Here is a 22498-nt window from a genome sequence, read left to right on the forward strand (position 1 = left end):
TGACCCACTCCGCCTATTTGCCTTGAAATGGTGATTCCCACAAATTAACGCCCCGTCAAGCCTTTCCAGGGGTCATACCCAGGAAAAGTCGAAAATATGCCTTTTGAGGGGCTCTAATAGGGGTACGCTCACCAGATTTAACCGATATGTAGGCGGTAAGCCCTGAAAGACAAGGGTTTGCGTAGACATAAAGGCCTATGCTTTTCGTCGGGCATATTCCCTCCCGGGAAGCACCGTCATACTGGGTTACCATCAGCGTGGCAATGTCGATTTCCGGCACGCATCTCGGATTGATCGCCGCCATCTCCGCGCCGTTCGGCATCGTTGCCGCACTGAACGGTGAGACACCGCAATTGGCGCGGCGTTCGCTTCAGGCTCCCCCTTTAAGCCCACTCAACGCCGATACAATGGGGCCCCGTCATCGTTCGGCAACGGCGAGAATTTCAAGCTGCGCATCCCTCAGCCGTGGCTGACGGCGGCCCCCTTCACCCGGCCCGAGAGCACCCCGAACCCGTCGATGATCGCCTCCTGGTTTTCCATCCGCAGGATTTCGAGCTGGACTTCGGACAGCGCGCGCAACAGCGGCTCGATCTCGCCGGCGTCGCCTGCTTCCGTCGTCTCGGCGATCTCCCGTTCCAGCTCGATCTTCTGGAGCCTGAGCGCCTTTGTGCGCTTGTGCAGCGACAGCGCCTGCCGATAGCCTTCGCGCGCGTCTTCCAGCGCGGCGATCTCGGTCGCAGTCCAGAGCCGCGCGTTGCGCACCTGCTGGTCGAGGGATTTCAGCATCACGTCGAACCCCTCGCCGGCAAGCCGCTGCATCAGGTATTCGCGCGAAAGGTTAGGCCCCGCTGTCGCGGCGGCCGGCAGCATCGCCGACCAAAAGCGCTGCAGGTCGCGGTTCTCGAAATCGATCGCGGCGATCTCGTCATATTCCTCCAGCAGAAGCTGGGGATGGTTGACGATGGTCAGCGCCAGCACGCCTTCGCGCAGCGCCGGCAGGTCGCGGTAGCCGCGCACGAGGCCGGAGCGCGCAAGCCGGTCGGAAACCCCGGCGGCCCTTCCCGCGGCCCGCGGTCCCTGTGGCGGGCCACCCTGTCCCGGCCTGCCGCCGCCAGCGCCGCGCTGAAAATTCTGGCGCCGGTCGCCGCCGCCGCGCGGCGCCGGCGCGAAAAAGCTGTTCAGCCGGTCGCGGATGGCCTGCTGGTAGTGGCGACGCACGTTTTCGTCGGCGATGACGGAAACGATCTGCTTCAGCCGCGCCTCGAGCTCGGCGCGTTTTTCCGGCGTATCGAAACTTGCCGACGCCGCCTCGCGCTGCCAGATCATCTCGACCAGCGGCTTTGCATCGTTGAGAACCTTGTCGAACGGCGCGCGGCCTTCGTGCTTGACGAGATCGTCCGGATCCTTGCCGTCGGGCAAAAGCGCGAAACGCACCGACCTTCCGGGTTTCAGGAATGGAAGCGCCAGATCGGCGGCACGGCTTGCGGCCCTCAGGCCCGCACCGTCGCCATCGAAGCAGAGCACCGGCTGCGGGGTCATCCGCCAGAGAAGCTCGAGCTGGTTTTCGGTCAGCGCGGTGCCGAGCGGCGCCACGGCATTCTCGACGCCGGCCTGATGCAGCGCGATGACATCCATGTAACCTTCGACGGCGATGATCGTCCCGCCTTCGCTCTTCCCGGGACCGGCTTGCGCGGCGCGCCGGGCGCGGGCGAAATTGTAGAGCACCTGCCCCTTGTGGAAGAGCTCGGTCTCATTGGAGTTCAGATATTTCGCCGGAGCGTCCGGCGCCATGGCGCGGCCGCCGAACGCGATCACCTTTTCCCGCGACGACAGGATCGGGAACATCACGCGGTCGCGAAAACGGTCGTAGGAGACGGCGATCCCCTCCCCGTGCACGACGAGGCCGCAGGCCTCGATCTGGTCTTTGGGCACGCCCTTGGCCGCCAGATGTTCCTTTAAAGCATTGCGGCTTTCCGGCGCGTAGCCCAGGCGAAAGGTCTCGATGGTGCGGCCCGTCAACCCGCGGTCGCGCAGATAGGCGCGCGCCTTGGCACCGACGGCGCTCTGGAGCTGGTCCTGGAAGAACTGCGTTGCCAGTTCCATGACGTCGAGCAGCGTCGTGCGCTCCTTCTCACGCTTCTCGGCCTGCGGGTCCGGCTGCGGCATGGCGATGCCGGCCATGTCCGCGACCGTCTGCACGGCTTCGGGGAAATTCTGTCCCTCGAGTTCGGTGAGAAAGCGGAAATGGTCGCCCGTGACGCCACAGCCGAAGCAGTGGTATCGGCCCTTGCGGTCTTCGCAATGGAAGCTCGGGCTCTTCTCGCCGTGGAAAGGGCAGCAGGCCCAATAGTCGCCGCGCGACACGTTGGTCTTCTTGCGATCCCACGTCACCCGACGGCCGACAACGGCCGATATCGGCACGCGATCACGGATCTCGTCGAGGAAACTGTTGGAAAAGCGCATCTCTACCTCTCGGGGGCCAGCCTCCATATAAGCGCTGGCCGGTAGGAACGCCACCGCTAAGGGAAACGCTGCCCGCTATTCACAGGCTTGACGAATTCGCACCCTGTATCTACATATTGCCTATACAGGTGGCGCATCACGTGCCTGAAGGCAACTGAAGTCTTTAAGGTACCGCGATGAATCATGAGCAAGAGTCGCTCTCCATCTTCGAGTGGGATGAAGACAAGCGTAGAACCAATCTTGAAAAGCATCGGATCGATTTCGAAGATGCGGTATTCGCTCTCCAGGAGCCGCGCCTCGAATTTCCCTCGGATCGAAATGGAGAAATCCGCATACTTGCGATTTGTCCCGATACAAAACGCCTAATAGCAGTGGTTTACACGATGAGAGGCGAAAAGTGCCGGATCATCTCAGCACGGGCGGCCAGGAAGAATGAGCAAAGACTCTATGACGACCGTTACCCTCGATGAGCTTCGCCTGAAGCGTGCACGGGGCGAAAAAAGCCAGACCGATTGGGCCCGCGTCAAGGCAATGACCGACGAGGAAATCGACCGCGCGATCGCGGACGATCCCGATTGGGCGGAGTTCAAGGATATCGACTGGTCCAAGGCCATGCTCGTTGTGCCGAAGTCCAAGAAGTCGATCTCCCTCCGCGTGGATGAGGACGTCATCGATTTCTTCAAGTCCACCGGCAAGGGTTATCAGACCCGCATCAACGCGGTGCTTAGGCACTACATGCGCGAACAGAAGAGCCACAAGAAATGACGCCTCCTGCTTCGAATATCCGGCAAATTTAAAGGCGGAAACAGGCAGTCGAGATTATGGAGTCCCGTGACCGGATTCCCGCCTTTAATTTGCCGGTCTCGAAACGGCAGCTTACTTCAACAACTCTTTCACCAGGCCCGAAGCCTTGGCGAAATCCATCTGGCCCGGGTGCTTTTCCTTCAGCACGCCCATGACTTTGCCCATGTCCCGCAGACCCTGCGCGCTGGTCTCGCTGATTGCGGCCTGGCAGAATTCGCGGACTTTCTCTTCGGAAAGCTGCTCCGGCATGAAGCCCTTGATGACCTCGATTTCATCACGCTCCTGCGTCGCAAGTTCGGCGCGTCCGGCATCCTGGTAGATTTTTGCCGATTCCTCGCGCTGCTTCACCATCTTCTGAAGGATCTGCAGGATGTCGTCATCGCTGACCGGATCCTTGCCGAGACCACGATTGGCGATGTCGCGATCCTTGATCGCGGTCTGGATCAGCCGCACGGTCGAAAGCCGGCGGGTGTCCTTGGCCTTCATGGATTCCTTGAGCGCATCGGAAAGCTTGTCGCGCATCATCTTTTTTTCTCCTTGGGAAAAAGCCGGCCGCAGGCATGGTGAATTGTGGCTTTTCCTTGGCATTCACACCGTTGTCATAGACGACAGGTCCGGGTCGATCAAATCAAATCACCCAAACCGTTGAATCCCATGGGCTATAATCCTCGTGGAATTCTTGAGCGGCGAGATTGACCACCTCGCCCGCTTTGTCTATTTTCCGGCACCTGCACGAGATTTAGAGGTTTGGGCTTGCGCCGGGATTTCCGCGCGCCCGTCTCTCACGACCATAGATGGCCCTCGCAGCCTGTCTCTTCAAGGGACGGGACCGGCGAGGCAGAAGGATGGATATGACCGCGACCGCCCCCTGGACAATCAAAAAGCCCACCGCATTGCTCGTTCTGGCCGACGGCACCGTGATCGAAGGAACCGGCATCGGCGCGACCGGCAAGGTGCCGGCCGAAGTGGTGTTCAACACCGCGCTGACCGGTTACCAGGAGATCCTGACCGACCCCTCCTATCTCGGCCAGATCGTCACCTTCACCTTCCCGCATATCGGCAATATCGGCACCAACGAGGAAGACGTCGAGGACCTGACGCCAGCGGCAAGGCGCGGCGCGGTCGGCACGATCTTCAAGGCCGACATTACCGAGCCCTCCAACTACCGCGCCGCCAAGGATCTCGACGGCTGGCTGAAGGCTCGCGGCATCATCGGCCTCTCGGGCATCGACACCCGCGCGCTGACCGCCTGGATCCGCCAGAACGGCGCTCCGAACGCCGTCATCGCCCATGACCCGAACGGCGTCTTCGACATCGAGGCGCTGAAGGCCGAAGCCCGCGCCTGGAGTGGCCTCGAAGGCCTCGACCTCGCCAGGGAAGCAACCTCCGGCCAGTCGTCGCAGTGGAGCCAGAAGTCCTGGGTCTGGAACGAAGGTTACGGCGAACTGCAGCCCGAAGACGCGAAATATCACATCGTCTGCGTCGATTACGGCGTCAAGCGCAACATCCTGCGCCTGTTCGCCGGCCTCGACTGCAAGGTGACCGTGGTGCCGGCCCAGACCTCCTCCGAGGACATCATGGCGCTGAAGCCGGACGGCATCTTCCTGTCGAACGGCCCCGGGGACCCGGCCGCAACCGGCGAATACGCCGTGCCGGTCATCAGGGATGTCATCAAGACCGACATCCCGACCTTCGGCATCTGCCTTGGCCATCAGATGCTCGGGCTGGCGCTCGGGGCGAAGACCGAGAAGATGCACCAGGGCCACCACGGCGCAAACCATCCGGTCAAGGACCACACCACCGGCAAGGTCGAGATCGTCTCGATGAACCACGGCTTCGCGGTCGATTCGAAGTCTCTGCCGCAAGGCGTTGAGGAGACTCACATTTCGCTCTTCGACGGAAGCAATTGCGGTCTTCGCGTCACCGGCAAGCAGGTCTTCTCGGTGCAGCACCACCCGGAAGCCTCGCCCGGCCCACAGGACAGTCACTACCTCTTCCGCCGCTTCATCAACATGGTGCGCGAGAAGAAGGGCGAACCTGCCCTCGCGGAACGCTGATTTCGACGCTTCGAAAAATTTGGCAACCGGCTATTGACCTCAACTTTGGTTGAGGTCTCATAAACACCCCTGTTCAAGATCGAGCAGGGGTTTTTCATATGAGCGAAATACAGAAGCGACGCATCTTTCGCGTCAACAGGTTTGCAGTGCCGATCGAAGGGCGCCAGGAATTCATGGCGCTGGTCCGCAGGACGCATGAAGTGATCCGTACCCAACCGGGCTTCGTCGACGACCTGATCCTGGAACAGCATTCGGGCTCCGCGCTCTTCAACATCCTCTCCATCCTCCAGTTCGAAGGCGAGCACGTCCTTCAGCCGGTCATCGCCGCAGTCGCGAAATCGGATGAGGAGGCGGGAATCGACAGGCAGGCACTGAGCCGGCGTCTCGGAGTAGAGACCGATATCGGCTTCTACCACAGCGCGGTTTTACAAGAACTCCTGCCGGCCTGACCGACACAGACTGCCCATTGAAGCTCAGTGGGTTGTTTTGGCCTGACGTTTCACCAGCAGGAAGAACCGGCCGCAAAGCAGAACCGCGGCGGCCGCAAGGCCGGTGACGAAGCCGAACCAGACACCTTCGCCACCGAACCCGAGCGGGAAGGCGAAGATCCAGGCGCAGGAAAAGCCGATCGGCCAGTAGGCGATCAGCGCCAGCACCATCGGCACCCGCGTATCCTTGAGCCCGCGCAACAGGCCGACGCCGACGGCCTGCAGACCGTCGACCACCTGGAACGCCCCGCCGATCACCACGAGCGGCGCGGCAAGCCCGAGCAGCATCTGCGTATCGGGCTTGCGGATGTCCACGAAGAGCGAACCGAGTTCATGCGGGAAGAGCGCGAAGAGCACGCTCCCGGTCAAAGTGAAGCAGATGCTGATCAGCAAGATCGACATGGCCGCCCGCCGGACCCCGAGATGGTCCCCTCGCCCATAGGCAAGCCCGATGCGCACGGTCGCGACCTGGGAGAGACCAAGCGGGATCATGAAGGCGATCGCGGCAAGCTGCAACGCGATGCCGTGCGCAGCGAGTTCCACCTTGCCGATCATCCCCATCAGCAGCGAAGCCGCGGCAAACAGGCTGGTCTCGGCAAGGATGGTGAAGCTGATCGGCAACCCGAGGCCGATGACCTCCCGGAACGCAATCCAGTCCGCTCGCCAGAAGCGGACGAAAAGCTCGTAGGCACGCGTTTCTCTCTTCGCTTCAATATAGGCGATAGACAAAAGGCAGCCGACAGTTGCGGACAACATCGAAGCGAACGCGGCCCCTTCGAGCCCCCAGGCGGGGGCACCGAAATTGCCGAAGATGAAGGCGTAGTTCATCACCGCATTGGTGACGAACATGCCAAGCGTCACATAGAGGATGATGCCGCCGCGCTCGAGACCGCTCAGGAACGCCCGCATCGCCATGAGGATCAGGTTCGGAAAGATGCCCCATTGGATGACGCGCAGGTAACCCTGCGCCATTCCGGCGATCTCCGGATCCTGGCCAAGTCCGATCAGGATCGGCTGCGAGAACCATAGAAGCGGAGCGGTGAGGATACCGTAGGCGATCACCACCCACATGCCCATGCGCACGGAGCGGCGCACCGAGGCCTCGTCGCCACGGCCGAGCGCCTGGGCGACCATCGGCACGACGGCGCCGGCAAATCCCGAGCCGAAGATGAAGACGATGAAGAACATCTGGCTTCCGAGAACCACGGCCGCAAGTTCGGTCGTGCCGAGCCATCCGACCATGATGACGTCGGTGGTGTTGATCGCCATCTGGGCGAGCTGTGCGCCGACGAAGGGGACGCCGAGCGCAAACGTCGCGCGCATATGCGCAGACCAGGAATTGTCCGTCGTCGTCATTGCCATGGTGTTGGAAAGGCTCGACATGACACTCCTCCTCAGACGAAAAAAGCCGCTTCCAGAAACTGGTGAGCGGCGCAGGTGCAGCCTATAGAGGAGCATCAAGCATGCGGCAACACTTACAGGCGATTCAGCAGAATTTTTGGACGTCTCTTCAAGAAATCTGATGTTTAAGCTCGGCTGAGACCGGAACCCCAGCCGTTCTTCGTGAAATCCGGGCTAAAAACACCAAAATGGCACAGGCCATGAAAATCGCCGCCATCATGTATGGCGCCCCCGCGAACTCCATTGTTGCATTCCCACCGGTAAACGCGCTGAACAGCTGCGTGAAGATCGCCGGGCCGACGATCGTCGTCAGGCTGGTGAGGCTCGTCATCGCGCCCTGCAGCTCCCCTTGGGCCGACGGCGGCACCTTCGCCGAGGCGATGCTGCGAAGGGCCGGGTCGGCGACGTTCTCGATCGTCGTGACTAGGATGACGGCATAGACGACCCACCCCTGCCACGCGAAGGCATAACCGGCAAGGCCGAGGCAGGAGAAACAGAGCCCGAGCACCGAGGTCCTCCATTCGCCGAGCACCGGCACCAGTTTCGGCAGGATGAACCCCATCACAAATGCGGCACAGATGCCGAACAGTCCGAGCGAAAGGCCGATCTGCCCCTCGCTCCAACCGTAGCGATAGGCCGACACGAAGGACCAGACCGACGGATAGACCGCATGCGCCAGCCAGTAGAGGAACATCACCAGCATAACCCAGCCGATGCCCGGATAGTGGCGCATCTGACGCAACGCCCCGAGCGGGTTGGCGCGCTTCAGTTCGAACTTGCGGCGGTTCGCCTTGTCGAGCGTCTCCGGCAAGAGGAACCAGGAAGCAATGAAATTGGCGAGCGACAGCAGACCTGCCCCCAGGAACGGTACGCGCGGCCCGAGTTCCCCGAGCAGCCCGCCGATCACCGGCCCGACCGTGAAACCGACGCCGAAGGCGATGCCGATCAGGCCAAAGTTCTTGGCGCGGTTCTCGTCATTGCTGATGTCGGCAATGTAGGCCGAGCAGGTGGCGAAACTACCGCCGGAAATGCCGGCGAGCACGCGCCCGACGAACAGCATCCAGAAACTGGTGGCGGCCGCGCAGATCAGGTTGTCGAGCGCGAAGGTGAGGACCGAAGCCAGCAGGATCGGCCGACGGCCGAAACGGTCGCTGAGGTTGCCGAGCAGCGGCGCAAAAAGGAACTGCATGGCGGAATAGATGAGCAGCAGCCAGCCACCATCGACCGCCGCCGCACTCAGGTCGTCACCCGTCAGTTCGCGCAGGAAGGCCGGCAGCACGGGCATGATGATCGCGATCCCGATGACATCGAGGAAAAGGATCATGAAGACCAGGAAAAGGCCGCGGCGCACAAATTTCGGGTCGAGCATGAAATGTCTCTCTAGCAATGGTGTTTTCTGGAAAGACGATCAGCTCGCCGGGTGCTTACATAACGGCAAAAGAAAACCGAAACAATACGTGAACATTTCAAAGTTTTTGATGAAAGGCACAGCCGCCGCCGATCGTTCAGCCGTTTCGGCGATCCCGGTGTCCGGCACCCTCCCGCGACCGGAGGTTTCCCGGGGCTGGAAGGCGAGAAGATCTCGACAGCCCCAACCGGAGCCCATAGAGATTGCAGGTGACCTCCCTCTCTCCGGCAGACCTCACCCATGATCGAACTTATCCTGCGCGGCATTCTCATCGGCCTCGGCGCAACCATCCTGATGGATCTCTGGGCGATCGTCCTGAACAAGGTCTTCGCCCAGCCCAAGGCCAACTGGGCGCCCGCCGGTCGCTGGTTCTGGCACCTGCGCCGCGCAAAGGTCTTTCACGACAGCATCGCGGCGGCCGAACCCTACGAACATGAGTTGGCGCTCGGCTGGGCCGGCCATTATGCCGTCGGCCTTCTCTACGGGGTGATCCTCGCCTTGATCATGGGGCCGAACTGGTTCGCCGCCCCGACCTTCATTCCTGCCTGGATCTTCGGCATCGTCACCATCGGCGCCGGCTGGTTTCTGATGCAGCCGGGCCTCGGTCTCGGCTGGGCCGCTTCGAAAACGCCGAAGCCGAACAAGGTGCGTCTCCTCAACTTCGCCGCCCACACCGTTTTCGCGCTCGGGCTTTACGGCACCGCGCTCATGATCCGCTAATCTTCCAGATCCCGCTTCATCCGGTCGAGCATGTCGACCGCCCGCGCCGCATAGGCGCCGATCCAGCGGTCGTGGATAGCCTTGATCGGCAGCGGATTGAGGTGGTTCCAACGCTCCCTGCCCTCACGCTTCACCAGCACGAGGTCGGCGCCCTCCAGAACCTTCAGATGCTGCATGACCGTACAGCGGTCGAGGTTCGGAAAGCGGGCGCAGAGATCGCCCGTCGTCTGCGGCCGATCCTTCAGTTCGTCCAGAATCTCCCTGCGAACCGGAGCCGCCAGGGCCTTGAAAATAAGGTCGTTTTTTTCGCCGCTTGACATGTTATATTTTTATAACATTATAGAGGGAGAAACAAGGGAGAAAGATCATGGAACTGAAATTCAAGGTATCCGGCCGAATTTCAAAACCGGTCGAGGAAGTGTTCGAAGCCGTCGCCGACCCGAAAAAACTGTCCGGCTATTTTACGACAGGCGGCGCCAAGGGTCGGCTCGAACCCGGAGCCACGGTCACCTGGGACTTTCACGACTTTCCGGGCGCCTTTCCGGTCGAGGTCGTCGAGGTGGAGAACAACAGGAAGATCGTGCTGCGCTGGGATGCGACGGAAGGCAATGCCGCCGAACAAGGGCCGGAAAACGTCGTCCCCGCCAACTACAAGACGACCGTCACCATGACCTTCGAGCCCCTCGACGGTAACCGCACACTGGTCACGATCGCCGAAGAAGGCTGGCGGGAAACGCCCGGCGGCCTTTCAGCCTCCTACGGCAACTGCCAGGGCTGGTCCCAGATGCTCTGCGCCATGAAGGCCTATGTGGAATACGGCATCAACCTGCGCGAAGGGATGTATAAGTAATTTGGCTCCTGAGGGGGTATCCTGCCTCCACCCTCACCGTCGTCATCCTCGGGTTAAACCCGAGGACCCACAAACCTCAGACATTCCCCGAAAACGTATCGCAGGCCTTCATGTCGCCGGTATCGAACCCGCGCTTGAACCAGCGCGCACGTTGCGCCGAAGTCCCGTGGTTGAAGCTTTCCGGCACGACGTAACCCTGGCTGCGCTTCTGCAGCGTATCGTCGCCGATCTGCTGGGCGGCGTTCAGCGCCTCTTCGAGATCGCCGCTGTCGAGAATGCCCTTCTGCTGGGTGAACTTGCCCCAGACGCCGGCAAAGCAGTCGGCCTGCAGCTCGACGCGCACCGACATCCGGTTGGCATCCGCCTCGCTCATCCGCTGGCGGGCCTGGTTGAATTTCGGCAGGATGCCGGTGAGGTTCTGCACGTGATGGCCGACTTCGTGGGCGATCACGTAGGCCTCGGCAAAATCGCCGGCCGCGTCGAAGCGCTGCTCGAGCTCCTTGAAGAAGTTCGTATCGAGATAGAGCTTGTGGTCGCCGGGACAATAGAACGGCCCGGTCGCGGAAGACGCAAATCCGCAGGCGGAGTTCACCTGGCCGGAGAACAGCACCAGCACCGGCTCCTGGTATTGCTGGCCGTTGGCCTGGAATATGCCGTTCCAGGTATCTTCCGTCTCGGCAAGCACGGTGCGCACGAAAGCCGTCGTCTCATCGTTGGCGGGCGTGCCCCGGGTCGTCTGCTGCTGCTCGAAGCCAGAACCGTCCATGCCGAGCTCGCCGGAGAGCAGCGAAAGCGGGTTGATGCCGGTGATCCAGCAGATGATCAGGATGACAATGATGCCGCCGATGCCGAGCCCGCCGCCGCGTCGGCCACCACCGCCGACCGGTATGCGGAAACCGCCCCGGCCCATCGGGCTGCCGCCCATGGAAGCGCCACGCTGGTCCTCGACATTGTCGGATTGCCGCCGCCCTTTCCATTCCATGTCGTGCCCTCCTGTTCGACCATACCTTCGGCCGATATAACGCTCACGGATGCAAAAGCGATCCGTCCCGCAACACTTAGCCGAAGATTCGTCGTCAGGCGACCCGCAGGGCTCTTTTCCCCGGCAGGAAAACCGTCAGCAGGCCGAGCACCGGCAGGAAGGCGCAGACATTGTAGACGAAGGTGATGCCGTATTTGTCTGCGAAGACGCCGAGTACGGCCGCCGCGATGCCGCCGATGCCGAAGGCGATCCCGAAGAAGATGCCGGCGATCATGCCGACCCGGCCCGGCACCAGTTCCTGCGCCATCACCACGATCGCCGGGAAGGACGAGGCCATGATGAAACCGATGATGCCCGAGAGCGCGATCGTCACCGGCAGGTTGGCATAGGGCATGGCGAGCGTGAAGGGCAGCACGCCGAGGATCGAGAACCAGATCACCACCTTGGAGCCGAACCTGTCGCCGACCAGTCCGCCGATCACCGTGCCGAGCGCAACGGCGCCGAGGAAGATGAACAGCATGACCTGCGACTGCTGCACCGTGACCTGGAAGCGTTCGATGACGAAGAAGGTATAATAGCTGCTGATCGAGGCCATGTAGGCATTCTTCGAGAATGTCAGGATGGTCAGCACGATGAGGGCGGCTATGACCGTGCGCCTTGAAAGGTTATGGGCCTTCAGCACCCGCTTGCGACCCTGGTTGGCCAGCATATGTGCCTTGTACCAGCGCGCCACGCCCGTGAGGATGACGATGCCGAGAAGCGCGCCGACCGAGACCCAGGCAACGCTGCCCTGCCCGTTCGGCACGATGATGAAGGCTGCGAGCAGCGGGCCGATCGACTGGCCGAAATTACCGCCGACCTGGAAGACCGACTGCGCCATCCCGTAACGGCCGCCCGATGCCAGCCGGGCGACACGCGACGATTCCGGATGGAACACGGCCGAACCGATGCCGATCAGAGACGCGGAAATGACCAGCATCACATAAGAATGCGCGTTCGCCAGCATGAACAGGCCGATGAAGGTCGAGCCCATGCCGACCGGCAGCGAATAGGGGAAAGGTTTCTTGTCGGTGATGATGCCGATCACCGGCTGCAGCAGCGAGGCCGTGCACTGGAAGGCGAGCGTCAGGATGCCGATCTGCCAGAAGTCCAGCGCATAATCCGTCTTCAGCATCGGATAGATCGCCGAGATCATCGACTGCATGATGTCGTTGATCATGTGGCAGAAGCTGACCGCCAGGATGATCGGCAGGATCGTCGCTTCGGCGCCGGCAGCAGCGACGGGTTTGGATGTTGCATCGGCCATTGAATTTCCTCCGCGCAAGCGGTCGTCATCGCGGATGGCCGTTGCTGCAAGTTTCTTAGGCGCAGCTCTAGCCCCGTAAGCCGGGCCTGTCCATGACAGCAAGGCGCCGAACGGTACGCTTTTGAGGAAATTCTTGATGTAATGATCAAGACTGGCGCGTCACCAGCCGCCGTTGCAGACACAGCGTTCCGGCAATGCCGAGCAGCGTCACGATCAGGATCCAGCTCGGGCCGCCGGAAAAGACGACGGCATTCATGATCCGCCCCGGGATCAGCGTGAACAGGCCGGCGATGACGATGCCGCCGAAATACATGCCGATGACGGCCGCCTTGTGCGCCCTGATATTTTTGGCACGCGCGGCGGTGACGGCCCGCCACGCCCCGACCAGCACGGAGATCGACAGGAGATGGATCGGGCTGAAACCGTGGAAAAGATCGATCTCGTGGATGAAGAAACTGGAGAGCGATGTGATCACCATCAGCACCATCCAGATCTTGCCGAGCAGCCGGTGTGCCGGCGTGCCCTTGCGGTTGACGAGGATGTAGGCGCCGAGCACGGCGGCTGGCAGGACCGCCGCGACATGGATCTGCACGGCGAGCGGGGCGTCGAGAAGCGGTTGGGGGTTCATGGCAAGCACCTGTCGAAGTCATCGCGCGATTGGAGGCGAGACGATTGAACTCGGCGCCTGTTTCCGCCATGACTGGCTCACCCTCAACCGGAATGGCGCAGACGACGGACAAACTTCGTGAATCACCCGTTTTTGAGCTCCACGCTTCGTGAATTGCAGCTCTTCACCCGCTCCTGGCGCTTCTGGGCGACCTTCTCGCTCGTCGTCCTGCTCTTCGTCGTCAGCGGTCCCTACGGCACGCTGGAGCGGATGACGCCCGGCATCCGGCTCGGCTACTGGCTGATCGTCCACGCCGTCACCTGGACCATCGCCATTTCCCTGGCGATCATGGCCGAAATCCTGTTGCGCAACCACCTCAACCGCACGCTCGCCCGCATGATGATCGGCTCGCTGGTCGCAGCCCTTCCGATCGGTTTCGCACTCGGCGTCATCGACTACGCCTTCTTCGGCCGCTGGACCGAGATGGAGACCGGCCTCCATCGGGCGCTGCTCGCCCTGCCGCTCTGCGCCCTCTTCTGTCTTATGACCTATATGGCCATGCACCGGCAGATCGCCGAGGTTTCCGCGCCGCTGCCTCTTGCCTCAGCGCCCCCGACGTCCACCTCATCCGAACCCCAAATCCTCGCCCGCCTGAATCCCAAGAACCGCGGCGCGCTCCTGCGGCTTTCCGTCGAGGACCACTATACCGAGGTCGTCACCAGCCGCGGTCGCGAACTGGTCCTGCTGCGTTTCGCCGACGCCCTGAAGGAGCTCGGGGCCACGCCGGGGCTGCAGGTGCACCGCTCCCACTGGGTCGCGGATGCCCATGTCGAGGGCTTGAAGCGGGAAGGCGGCAAGCTTCTGCTGATCATGAAGGACGGCACCGAGATCCCGGTGAGCCGCACCCATGCCGATTCCGTGCGTGCCCGCTTCGACGGCCTTTTCCGCTAGGCCGTGACCAACATGACGAGCATTGCCGCCAGGACGCCGGCGCTGAACCGGTCGAAAGGGCGGCTTGGTTGGCAAGCCGCGCCGGACATTTCCTGTCGATTGGGCGATTTATGGGGTTCCGTTCCCAACAACATTTGCCTATAAGCCGCGTCTAGCCTGAAAAGACATGCGCGCGCGACCCGACCGGTGGTATTCCACGCCGTGCCGGTTTTTCGCGCAGGAAAAAAGCGGAAAGATACCCATGCCCAAGCGCCAAGATTTGAAATCGATCCTTATCATCGGCGCGGGTCCGATCGTCATCGGCCAGGCATGCGAGTTCGACTATTCCGGCACCCAGGCCTGCAAGGCTCTGAAGGAAGAAGGGTACCGGGTCATCCTGGTCAATTCCAACCCGGCGACGATCATGACCGACCCGGGCCTCGCCGACGCGACCTATGTCGAGCCGATCACCCCGGAAGTCGTCGCCAAGATCATTGCCAAGGAACGCCCGGACGCGCTGCTGCCGACCATGGGCGGCCAGACGGCGCTCAATACCGCCCTCTCCCTGAAGCGCATGGGCGTGCTCGACCGCTACAATGTCGAGATGATCGGCGCCAAGCCCGCCGCCATCGACATGGCCGAGGACCGCGCCCTCTTCCGCGAGGCGATGTCCCGCATCGGGCTCGAAACCCCGAAGTCGATGCTGGCCAACGCCACCGACATCAAGGATGCCGACCGCAAGACGCACGAGATCGAGCGCAACCGGGTCAAGGAGAGCCTGACGGGTGCCGATCTCGACAAGGCGCTCGACGCGCTCGAAAACCAGTGGAACCTCGGCGAGACCGACCGCAAGCAGCGTTATATCAGCCACGCCATGGCGATCGCCGCCCAGGCGATCGACGTGGTTGGCCTGCCCGCCATCATCCGCCCCTCCTTCACCATGGGCGGCACCGGCGGCGGCATCGCCTACAACCGCTCGGAATTCTTCGAGATCGTCGGCGGCGGCCTCGATGCCTCGCCGACCACCGAAGTGCTGATCGAGGAGTCGGTGCTCGGCTGGAAGGAATACGAGATGGAGGTGATCCGCGACAAGGCGGACAACTGCATCATCATCTGCTCGATCGAGAACATCGACCCGATGGGCGTCCACACGGGCGATTCGATCACCGTCGCGCCGGCGCTGACGCTGACCGACAAGGAATACCAGATGATGCGCAACGCCTCGATCGCGGTGCTGCGCGAGATCGGCGTCGAGACCGGCGGTTCGAACGTGCAGTTCGCCGTCAATCCCAAGGACGGCCGCCTGGTCGTCATCGAGATGAACCCGCGCGTCTCGCGCTCCTCGGCGCTCGCATCGAAGGCCACCGGCTTCCCGATCGCCAAGGTCGCGGCCAAGCTCGCGATCGGCTACACGCTCGACGAACTCGACAACGACATCACCGGCGGTGCGACGCCGGCATCGTTCGAACCGTCGATCGACTACGTCGTCACCAAGATCCCGCGTTTCGCCTTCGAGAAGTTCCCGGGCGCCTCGCCGGTGCTGACGACGGCGATGAAGTCCGTCGGCGAAGTCATGGCGATCGGCCGCACCTTCGCGGAATCGCTGCAGAAGGCGCTGCGCGGCCTCGAAACCGGCCTGACCGGCCTCGACGAGATCGAGATCCCGGGCCTCGAAGACGGCGAGAACTCCAGGAACGCCATCCGCGCCGCGATCGGCACCCCGACGCCCGACCGGCTGCGCATGGTCGCCCAGGCGCTGCGGCTTGGCTTGACCGAAGCCGAAGTCCACGAGGCCTGCAAGATCGACCCGTGGTTCATCGCCCAGCTTAAAGGCATCACGGACATGGAGGCCCGCATCCGCGAGCACGGCCTGCCGAACGATGCCGAAAACCTGCGCATGCTGAAGGCCATGGGCTTCTCCGACGCCCGCCTCGCCAGCCTGACGGGCAAGCGCCCGAAGGAAGTCGCCGAGCTGCGCAACTCGCTCAACGTCCGCCCGGTCTTCAAGCGCATCGACACCTGCGCCGCCGAATTCGCGTCGCCGACCGCCTACATGTACTCGACCTACGAGACGCCGTTCGTCGGTTCGCTGCGCTCGGAAGCGGAAGTCTCCGCTGCCAAGAAGGTCGTCATCCTCGGCGGCGGTCCGAACCGCATCGGCCAGGGCATCGAGTTCGACTATTGCTGCTGCCACGCCGCCTTCGCGCTGAAGGATGCCGGCTATGAAGCGATCATGATCAACTGCAACCCGGAAACTGTCTCGACCGACTACGACACGTCCGACCGCCTCTATTTCGAACCGCTGACGGCGGAAGACGTCATCGAGATCCTGCGCGCCGAGCAGGAAAAGGGCGAAGTGGTCGGCGTCATCGTCCAGTTCGGCGGCCAGACCCCGCTGAAGCTCGCCGAAGCGCTCGAAAAGAACGGCATCCCGATCCTCGGCACCGCGCCCGACATGATCGACCTTGCCGAAGACCGTGACCGCTTCCAGAAGCTGCTGATGAAGCTCGACCTCAACCAGCCGAACAACGGCATCGCCTATTCGGTCGAACAGGCCCGCCTTGTTGCCTCGGAAATCGGCTTCCCGCTGGTCGTTCGCCCGTCCTACGTGCTCGGCGGCCGCGCCATGCAGATCATCCATTCGGAATCGATGTTGCAGACCTACCTGCTCGACACCGTGCCGGGCCTCGTGCCGGAAGACATCAAGCAGCGTTACCCGAACGACAAGACCGGCCAGATCAACACCCTGCTCGGCAAGAACCCGCTTCTGTTCGACAGCTACCTGACCAATGCCATCGAGGTTGATGTCGATTGCCTCTGCGACGGCACCGACGTCTATGTCGCCGGCATCATGGAGCATATCGAGGAAGCCGGCATCCATTCGGGCGACAGCGCCTGCTCGCTGCCGCCGCGCACGCTCTCGCCGGAAATGCTCGACGAGCTGGAACGCCAATCGAAGGCAATGGCCAAGGCCCTCCACGTCGTTGGCCTGATGAACGTCCAGTTCGCCATCAAGGACGGCGCGATCTACGTGCTGGAGGTCAATCCCCGCGCCTCGCGCACGGTCCCCTTCGTCGCCAAGACCATCGGAGCGCCGATCGCCAAGATCGCCGCTCGCGTCATGGCCGGTGAGAAGCTTGACGCGACCTTCGCCGCCTACGGCACCAAGCCCGATCCGCGCAACCTCACACATATCGCCGTCAAGGAAGCCGTCTTCCCGTTCGCGAAATTCCCGGGCGTCGATACATTGCTCGGCCCTGAAATGCGCTCGACCGGCGAAGTCATCGGTCTCGATACGGATTTCGCGCTGGCATTTGCCAAGTCGCAGCTCGGCGCCAGTGTCGAACTGCCGCGCAACGGAACGGTTTTTGTCTCCGTGCGCGACGAGGACAAGGCCCGCGTACTGCCGGCGATCCGCATCCTCACCGAAATCGGCTTCAAGGTTCTGGCGACCGGCGGCACGGCGCGCTTCCTCGCCGAACAGGGCATCACCTCCACCCGCATCAACAAGGTGCTGGAAGGCCGCCCGCATATCGAGGATGCGATCCGCAACCGCCAGGTCCAGCTCGTCATCAACACGACGGACGGCAACAAGGCGATCTCGGACTCCAAATCGCTGCGCCGCGCGACGCTGATGCAGAAAGTGCCTTATTACACCACCATGGCCGGCGCCGAGGCGGCCGCCATGGCGATCAAGGCGCTGAAAGCCGGCAATCTCGAAGTCCGCCCGTTGCAGAGCTATTTCTGATCAAACGGACCGGGGACGGTCCGGGTTGTCGATATCGACCATAGGTTGAATTTCAATCCCTCGAATGCTACCGTGTCCACGGGCACTCGGGGGAATGATCCATGAGCAAGAATATCGTCATTTTGCTGGACGGCACGTCCAACGAAATCAAGGCCAGCCGCACCAATATCCTTCGCCTGTTCGGAACGCTGGAGCGATCGGATCGGCAGATCGTGTATTACGATCCCGGCGTCGGCACATTCGGTGCCGACGAACATTGGTCTTCGAGCGCCCGGAATGCGAGCGAAGTGCTGGGCCTTGCGACAGGCTGGGGCCTCGACCACAACGTCAAGGAAGCCTATCGCTTCCTTGTCGAAAACTATGACTGCGGCCCGGTCGAGAACGGCCGCCACCCGGACCGCGACCGCATATACCTGTTCGGCTTCAGCCGCGGCGCCTACACCGCCAGGGTGCTGGCGGGCTTCATCCATGCGTTCGGGCTGATCTCGCCGCTTTATCTCAATCTCCTCGACTACGCCTACAGAACCTACAAGGACATCCCGCAATCCCCGGCGGCCGGGGAAGGCGAGGCCTCGCCGTTTGCCGGCATGCGCCTCTATGAACGGATGCTCGACAACGACCGGCCGCCGATAAAGCTGCTCGGGCTGTTCGATACGGTTGCATCGATGATCGAGACCGGCCGCGGCCGCCTACAGTTTAAAACCCACCCCTTCACCCACACCAATGCCAGCGTCGAATGGGTACGCCACGCTCTCGCGATCGACGAGAGGCGCACCATGTTCAGGCCCGAACTGTGGACACCCGGCCAGGTCTATCGCGGCAACCCGTTCGCTGCGCCAAAGGGACCCCAGAATGCCAAGGAAGTGTGGTTCTCAGGGTTCCACTGCGACGTCGGCGGGGGCTTCCCCGAAAAGGAAAGCGGCCAGATCAAGATTCCTTTGGACTGGATGATCCGCGAGACCCGGCCGACAGGTCTCCACTACAAGGACGATGTCATCGACAAGATCGTCCTCGGTGAAGGGGAAAAGAACGACTACGTTCCGCTGGATCGGCACGCCCCGCTACATGATTCCATGAACTGGGCATGGCGTGTCCTGGAATGCATCCCGCGCAAGGTTCCGAAAACCTCGTGGCGAAAACGCCATGCAGCGAAGGGCTACTACATCCCCTGCGTCGATCCGCGCCTGATCCCGCAAAACGCCCTGGTGCATGAATCGGTGGCGACCCGCAAGAGCGCCGGCGACTACGATCCGCCCAACCTTCCGAATCCGCCGACCTTCGTCCCGTAACGTCCTGAATCAGTCTCTCAGTTCACGCCGCCAAGCGTTTGATCCGGCTCATGTCCTGCCTGAACCGGGCGAGTTCCTCCGCCTTCCTGCCCTCATCGGGAATGCGCAACAGATAGGACGGATGGACTGTCACGAAGAGCGTGCGTCCCTCTTCCAGAGCGATCGGCTCGCCCCTGACGTCCTCGAGCTTCTGGCGCATGTCGGTCAGTGCAAACAGCGCCGTCGCCCCCATCGCCACCACCAGTTTCGGCTTGATCAGCTCCAGCTCCCGCGTCAGCCACCAGCGGCATTGCCGCACCTCGCCCATGTTGGGCTTCTGGTGGATGCGCCGCTTGCCGCGCGGCTCGTATTTGAAATGCTTCACCGCATTGGTGATATAGAGCGACCTCCGGTCGATGCCGATCTCGCCGATCACGTCGTTGAACAGTTTTCCCGCCGGCCCGACGAAAGGTTTTCCCGCCAGATCCTCCTGGTCGCCCGGCTGCTCGCCGACGAACATCACCCGCGCGTCCGGCGGTCCTTCGCCGAACACCGTCTGGGTCGCCAGGCAATGGATGTCGCAGCGCGTACAATGCCGCGCCTCCTGCTTCAGCGCCGCAAGCGTGCCCGCCGCCGCCATGGGCTCCACCGGCGCCTTCGCGGCCGCTTGCTGGATCCTGTGATGGAAGGGCAAGGGTTCGCTCGCCGCCTTGCGCGCCATCTCGAGGACGCTGGCCTCGGCGTTGGCGATCAGGCCCGGAATGAGCTCCGCCTCCGGCAGGTTCCTCCAGTATTTTTTCGGCATTTCCGTGGTCATCATCTTCACCTTCAGCCGGGCCGGGTTGAAGATGGAAGCGTAGTAGGTACGCCACAACTCATCCGTCTCGTCGCGCAGGTCGGGCTTTTCCGCCGGCTCGTCGGTCGTGCGCAAAGTCTCGCCGTCCCAGGATGCCGAACCCTTCGGTGTGGCGATCAGCCAGTCCATGTCGGTGAAGCGCCGCTGAAAGAACGGCGCCACGCGGGCGATGATGAAATGATCCGGCTCGAACCACGAAATGAACCGCCGCCGGCCGGCGAAACCTTCCGCCAGCGGCAGTTCCTTGAAGCGCACGAAGGCGGTCATCTTGTGATAGTCGCGCCCGACCGATTTCGCCATGCGGCTCGCCGCGGCCACGTCCGGATCGGTCGTCATCCGCAGCAGGTGCCGGCCGTGGATCACCCCGCCATGCACCATCCGGAACAGCATGCGGTAAAGCAGCGCAAACCGCGTCGGGTCGGAATGACAGAGCACCGCCTGCGCCAGCCGGATGAAGGCCGGCTGCACCGTCATCGGACCGCAGTCTGGATGCGGCGGCGGCAGGTGGTTCTCGTCGAAACCGAACAGGCCGTCGGCATCGTCCATCGTCCGCCATTCGATGATGTCAGGCACGATTCCGGCCATCAGGAAAGCTCGGGCGGCATCGCGCCACTCGGTCAGATCCCCCCTGCCCCGCAGCGAAAAACGGTACCTCATAACAGCGACAACTGTTCCGGTTTCGGCTCGAACATTGCCCTCAAATCGGTCCTGTCGACCAGCCGGTGCGGCGTCCATCCCTCCGCCGTGATGAACGGCTGCACCTTCCTCAGCGATACGCCGAGCCGCTTCAGATCGTCGAGCCGCAGCCGCCGGAAACGCCGCGACGACAGGATGCCCTTCACCGTCTTGGTGCCGAAACCCGGCACCCGGAGCAGCATCTCCCTCTCCGCCCGGTTGACGTCCACCGGAAACCGCTCGCGATGGCCGAGCGCCCAGGCGAGCTTCGGGTCCAGATCGAGGTCGAGCATGCCGTCTCCCTGCGTCGCGGTAATCTCGCCGATCTCGAATCCGTAGAACCGATAGAGCCAGTCGGCCTGGTAGAGACGGTGCTCGCGCATCAGCGGCGGCTTGATCAGCGGCAGGTTCTTCGACGAATCCGGGATCGGGCTGAAAGCCGAATAATAGACCCGCTTCAGCCCATAGCTGCCGTAGAGCCTGGCGCTGGTGCCGAGAATGGTCGCATCATTGGCGCCATCTGCACCGACGATCATCTGCGTGCTCTGCCCGGCCGGCGCGAACGTCTTCTTCCGTTTCGTCTGCAGCGTAGGTTCGGCCATTTCCTCGATCTTCAGCCGCAGGTTTCCCATCGAACGGCGGATGTTTTCCGGCCGCTTTTCCGGCGCGAACCGGCTGATGCCGGTATCCGTCGGCAGCTCGATATTGATCGACAGCCGGTCGGCATAAAGCCCCGCCTCCTCGATCAGATGCGCGGATGCCTCCGGGATGCTCTTCAGGTGGATATAGCCGCGGAAATTATGCGTGGTCCGGAGTTCCCTGGCGATCCGCACCATCTCCTCCATCGTGTGATCGGAAGAGCGAATGATACCGGAGGAGAGGAACAGGCCTTCGATATAGTTACGGCGATAGAATTCCAGCGTCAGCCAGACCACCTCTTCCGGCGTGAAGCGAGCCCGCTCCACATTGCTAGAGGACCGGTTGATGCAATAGGCGCAGTCGTAGATGCAGAAATTAGTGAGCAGTATCTTCAAAAGCGATATGCATCGTCCATCCGGCGCATAGGCGTGGCAGATGCCCGAACCTTCCGTCGAACCGAGCCCGCCTGTCGCGGACGAGTCCCGTTTCACGGTTCCGCTGGAGGCACAGGAAGCATCGTATTTGGCGGCATCCGAAAGGATCGCCAGGCGTTCTTTCAGCGACTTCTTCATTAGCATGTTCACTAAATGTTCTTTTTATTCCCGTCAAGTCATTGACAAGCGGCAGCGCTTGAAAGCACATGGCGGCGGAGGGGCACACGACAAGGTTTCGAAATTCCTAGCACTCGCTGTCGAAATTCTGTTATGATGACCTACATTCTGATTTTGCGATGGTTCCGAAGTTTTGCTCCGGAACCTGTTTCTTTTTGTGTCCGCGGCATCCGCGGGCATGCGCCTGAAGGACAAGAAAATGGTTGAAAAGGTACCGATGACGCAGAGCGGTTTTTCCAAGCTGCAGGAGGAGCTGCGCTGGCGCCAGCAGGAGGAGCGTCCCCGTATCATCGAGGCAATCGCGGAAGCCCGCGCCCATGGCGACCTTTCGGAAAACGCCGAGTACCATGCTGCCAAGGAGGCTCAGAGCCACAACGAAGGCCGGATCACGGAACTCGAAGACCTGACCGCCCGCGCCGAAGTCATCGATCTGTCCAAGATGTCCGGCTCCAAGATCAAGTTCGGCGCCACCGTGAAGCTCATCGACGAGGATACGGAGGAAGAGAAGGTCTATCAGATCGTCGGCGACCAGGAAGCCGATGTGAAGGCTGGCCGTATCTCCATCTCTTCGCCGATCGCGCGTGCGATGATCGGCAAGGAAAAGGGCGACTCCATCGAAGTTGTCGCTCCCGGCGGTTCCAAGGCCTACGAAATCCTCGCCATTTCCTGGGGCTGACACGCCCGT

At 62.1% G+C, this 22498-nt stretch carries 20 protein-coding genes; 10 read left to right on the forward strand and 10 right to left on the reverse strand.

Annotated elements, in window-relative coordinates; translation table 11 throughout:
- Positions 1-459 precede the first annotated feature (459 nt).
- Positions 460-2463 (reverse strand): DNA primase, encoded by a 2004-nt coding sequence (gene dnaG / locus ACSQ8R_RS11650; RefSeq protein ID WP_436253502.1) that lies wholly within the window; start codon positions 2461-2463, stop codon positions 460-462.
- A gap of 176 nt (positions 2464-2639) precedes the next feature.
- Between dnaG and ACSQ8R_RS11655 the strand changes: the two genes are divergently transcribed.
- Positions 2640-2933 carry a BrnT family toxin gene (locus tag ACSQ8R_RS11655; RefSeq protein ID WP_436253503.1) on the forward strand — a complete coding sequence of 98 codons (294 nt, stop codon included), beginning with the start codon at positions 2640-2642 and terminating at the stop codon, positions 2931-2933.
- Positions 2896-3228, forward strand: coding sequence for a BrnA antitoxin family protein (locus ACSQ8R_RS11660; protein ID WP_436253504.1), 333 nt, complete (start codon positions 2896-2898; stop codon positions 3226-3228). Before ACSQ8R_RS11655 ends, ACSQ8R_RS11660 begins: the two co-directional genes overlap by 38 nt.
- A 111-nt stretch (positions 3229-3339) precedes the next feature.
- Here ACSQ8R_RS11660 and ACSQ8R_RS11665 read toward each other — a convergent pair whose 3' ends face one another.
- Positions 3340-3792, reverse strand: a complete 453-nt coding sequence (locus tag ACSQ8R_RS11665) for a GatB/YqeY domain-containing protein (RefSeq protein WP_436253505.1) — start codon at positions 3790-3792, stop codon at positions 3340-3342.
- Between the two features lie 326 nt (positions 3793-4118).
- On the opposite strand from ACSQ8R_RS11665, the gene carA reads away from it, so the two are divergent.
- Positions 4119-5324 carry a glutamine-hydrolyzing carbamoyl-phosphate synthase small subunit gene (carA, locus tag ACSQ8R_RS11670; RefSeq protein WP_436253506.1) on the forward strand — a complete coding sequence of 402 codons (1206 nt, stop codon included), beginning with the start codon at positions 4119-4121 and terminating at the stop codon, positions 5322-5324.
- Between the two features lie 98 nt (positions 5325-5422).
- On the forward strand, positions 5423-5773 hold the full coding sequence (locus ACSQ8R_RS11675; RefSeq protein ID WP_436253507.1) for an antibiotic biosynthesis monooxygenase: 351 nt from the start codon (positions 5423-5425) through the stop codon (positions 5771-5773).
- A gap of 24 nt (positions 5774-5797) precedes the next feature.
- Here the strand turns inward: ACSQ8R_RS11675 and ACSQ8R_RS11680 are convergent, their stop codons facing one another.
- Both ACSQ8R_RS11680 and ACSQ8R_RS11685 read right to left on the reverse strand, forming a co-directional pair.
- Positions 5798-7195 (reverse strand): MATE family efflux transporter, encoded by a 1398-nt coding sequence (locus ACSQ8R_RS11680; RefSeq protein ID WP_436253508.1) that lies wholly within the window; start codon positions 7193-7195, stop codon positions 5798-5800.
- A gap of 127 nt (positions 7196-7322) precedes the next feature.
- A complete protein-coding gene (locus ACSQ8R_RS11685; protein ID WP_436253509.1) occupies positions 7323-8582 on the reverse strand; it encodes a TCR/Tet family MFS transporter in 1260 nt (419 codons plus the stop codon).
- A 279-nt stretch (positions 8583-8861) separates the two neighbouring features.
- Between ACSQ8R_RS11685 and ACSQ8R_RS11690 the strand changes: the two genes are divergently transcribed.
- The gene (locus tag ACSQ8R_RS11690) at positions 8862-9341 is read left to right on the forward strand and encodes a DUF2938 domain-containing protein (protein ID WP_436253510.1); all 480 of its coding nucleotides are present in this window, start codon (positions 8862-8864) and stop codon (positions 9339-9341) included.
- On the opposite strand, the gene ACSQ8R_RS11695 is transcribed toward ACSQ8R_RS11690, so the two are convergent.
- Positions 9338-9661 (reverse strand): ArsR/SmtB family transcription factor, encoded by a 324-nt coding sequence (locus tag ACSQ8R_RS11695; protein WP_436253511.1) that lies wholly within the window; start codon positions 9659-9661, stop codon positions 9338-9340. The genes ACSQ8R_RS11690 and ACSQ8R_RS11695 overlap by 4 nt on opposite strands.
- 47 nt (positions 9662-9708) lie before the next feature.
- Here ACSQ8R_RS11695 and ACSQ8R_RS11700 point away from each other — a divergent pair, with 47 nt between their 5' ends.
- Complete coding sequence (locus ACSQ8R_RS11700; RefSeq protein ID WP_436253512.1) at positions 9709-10191, forward strand: SRPBCC family protein; 483 nt, start codon at positions 9709-9711, stop codon at positions 10189-10191.
- Between the two features lie 76 nt (positions 10192-10267).
- On the opposite strand, the gene ypfJ is transcribed toward ACSQ8R_RS11700, so the two are convergent.
- The 3 genes from ypfJ to ACSQ8R_RS11715 all read right to left on the reverse strand — a co-directional run bounded on the left by ypfJ (position 10268) and on the right by ACSQ8R_RS11715 (position 13107).
- Positions 10268-11173: a KPN_02809 family neutral zinc metallopeptidase gene (gene ypfJ / locus ACSQ8R_RS11705; protein WP_436253513.1), complete on the reverse strand. Its 906-nt coding sequence runs from the start codon at positions 11171-11173 to the stop codon at positions 10268-10270.
- Positions 11174-11267: 94 nt separating this feature from the next.
- On the reverse strand, positions 11268-12479 hold the full coding sequence (locus ACSQ8R_RS11710; protein ID WP_436253514.1) for an MFS transporter: 1212 nt from the start codon (positions 12477-12479) through the stop codon (positions 11268-11270).
- 145 nt (positions 12480-12624) lie between these two features.
- Positions 12625-13107 (reverse strand): DUF2306 domain-containing protein, encoded by a 483-nt coding sequence (locus tag ACSQ8R_RS11715; protein ID WP_436253515.1) that lies wholly within the window; start codon positions 13105-13107, stop codon positions 12625-12627.
- A gap of 117 nt (positions 13108-13224) precedes the next feature.
- On the opposite strand from ACSQ8R_RS11715, the gene ACSQ8R_RS11720 reads away from it, so the two are divergent.
- The 3 genes from ACSQ8R_RS11720 to ACSQ8R_RS11730 all read left to right on the forward strand — a co-directional run bounded on the left by ACSQ8R_RS11720 (position 13225) and on the right by ACSQ8R_RS11730 (position 19053).
- Positions 13225-14037: a LytTR family DNA-binding domain-containing protein gene (locus ACSQ8R_RS11720; protein ID WP_436253516.1), complete on the forward strand. Its 813-nt coding sequence runs from the start codon at positions 13225-13227 to the stop codon at positions 14035-14037.
- A 241-nt stretch (positions 14038-14278) separates the two neighbouring features.
- Complete coding sequence (gene carB, locus ACSQ8R_RS11725) at positions 14279-17764, forward strand: carbamoyl-phosphate synthase large subunit (protein ID WP_436253517.1); 3486 nt, start codon at positions 14279-14281, stop codon at positions 17762-17764.
- Between the two features lie 101 nt (positions 17765-17865).
- Positions 17866-19053, forward strand: coding sequence for a T6SS phospholipase effector Tle1-like catalytic domain-containing protein (locus ACSQ8R_RS11730; protein WP_436253518.1), 1188 nt, complete (start codon positions 17866-17868; stop codon positions 19051-19053).
- 22 nt (positions 19054-19075) lie between these two features.
- Here the strand turns inward: ACSQ8R_RS11730 and ACSQ8R_RS11735 are convergent, their stop codons facing one another.
- Together ACSQ8R_RS11735 and ACSQ8R_RS11740 are read right to left on the reverse strand one after the other, a co-directional pair.
- Positions 19076-20545 (reverse strand): UdgX family uracil-DNA binding protein, encoded by a 1470-nt coding sequence (locus ACSQ8R_RS11735; RefSeq protein WP_436253519.1) that lies wholly within the window; start codon positions 20543-20545, stop codon positions 19076-19078.
- Positions 20542-21774, reverse strand: a complete 1233-nt coding sequence (locus tag ACSQ8R_RS11740; protein ID WP_436255446.1) for a putative DNA modification/repair radical SAM protein — start codon at positions 21772-21774, stop codon at positions 20542-20544. The genes ACSQ8R_RS11735 and ACSQ8R_RS11740 overlap by 4 nt, the downstream gene beginning before the upstream one ends.
- Before the next feature lie 238 nt (positions 21775-22012).
- Here ACSQ8R_RS11740 and greA point away from each other — a divergent pair, with 238 nt between their 5' ends.
- Positions 22013-22489, forward strand: a complete 477-nt coding sequence (gene greA, locus ACSQ8R_RS11745; RefSeq protein WP_105400937.1) for a transcription elongation factor GreA — start codon at positions 22013-22015, stop codon at positions 22487-22489.
- Positions 22490-22498: the final 9 nt, after the last annotated feature.

It is taken from the genome of Neorhizobium sp. LjRoot104 (assembly GCF_964253725.1).
Lineage (GTDB): Bacteria > Pseudomonadota > Alphaproteobacteria > Rhizobiales > Rhizobiaceae > Neorhizobium.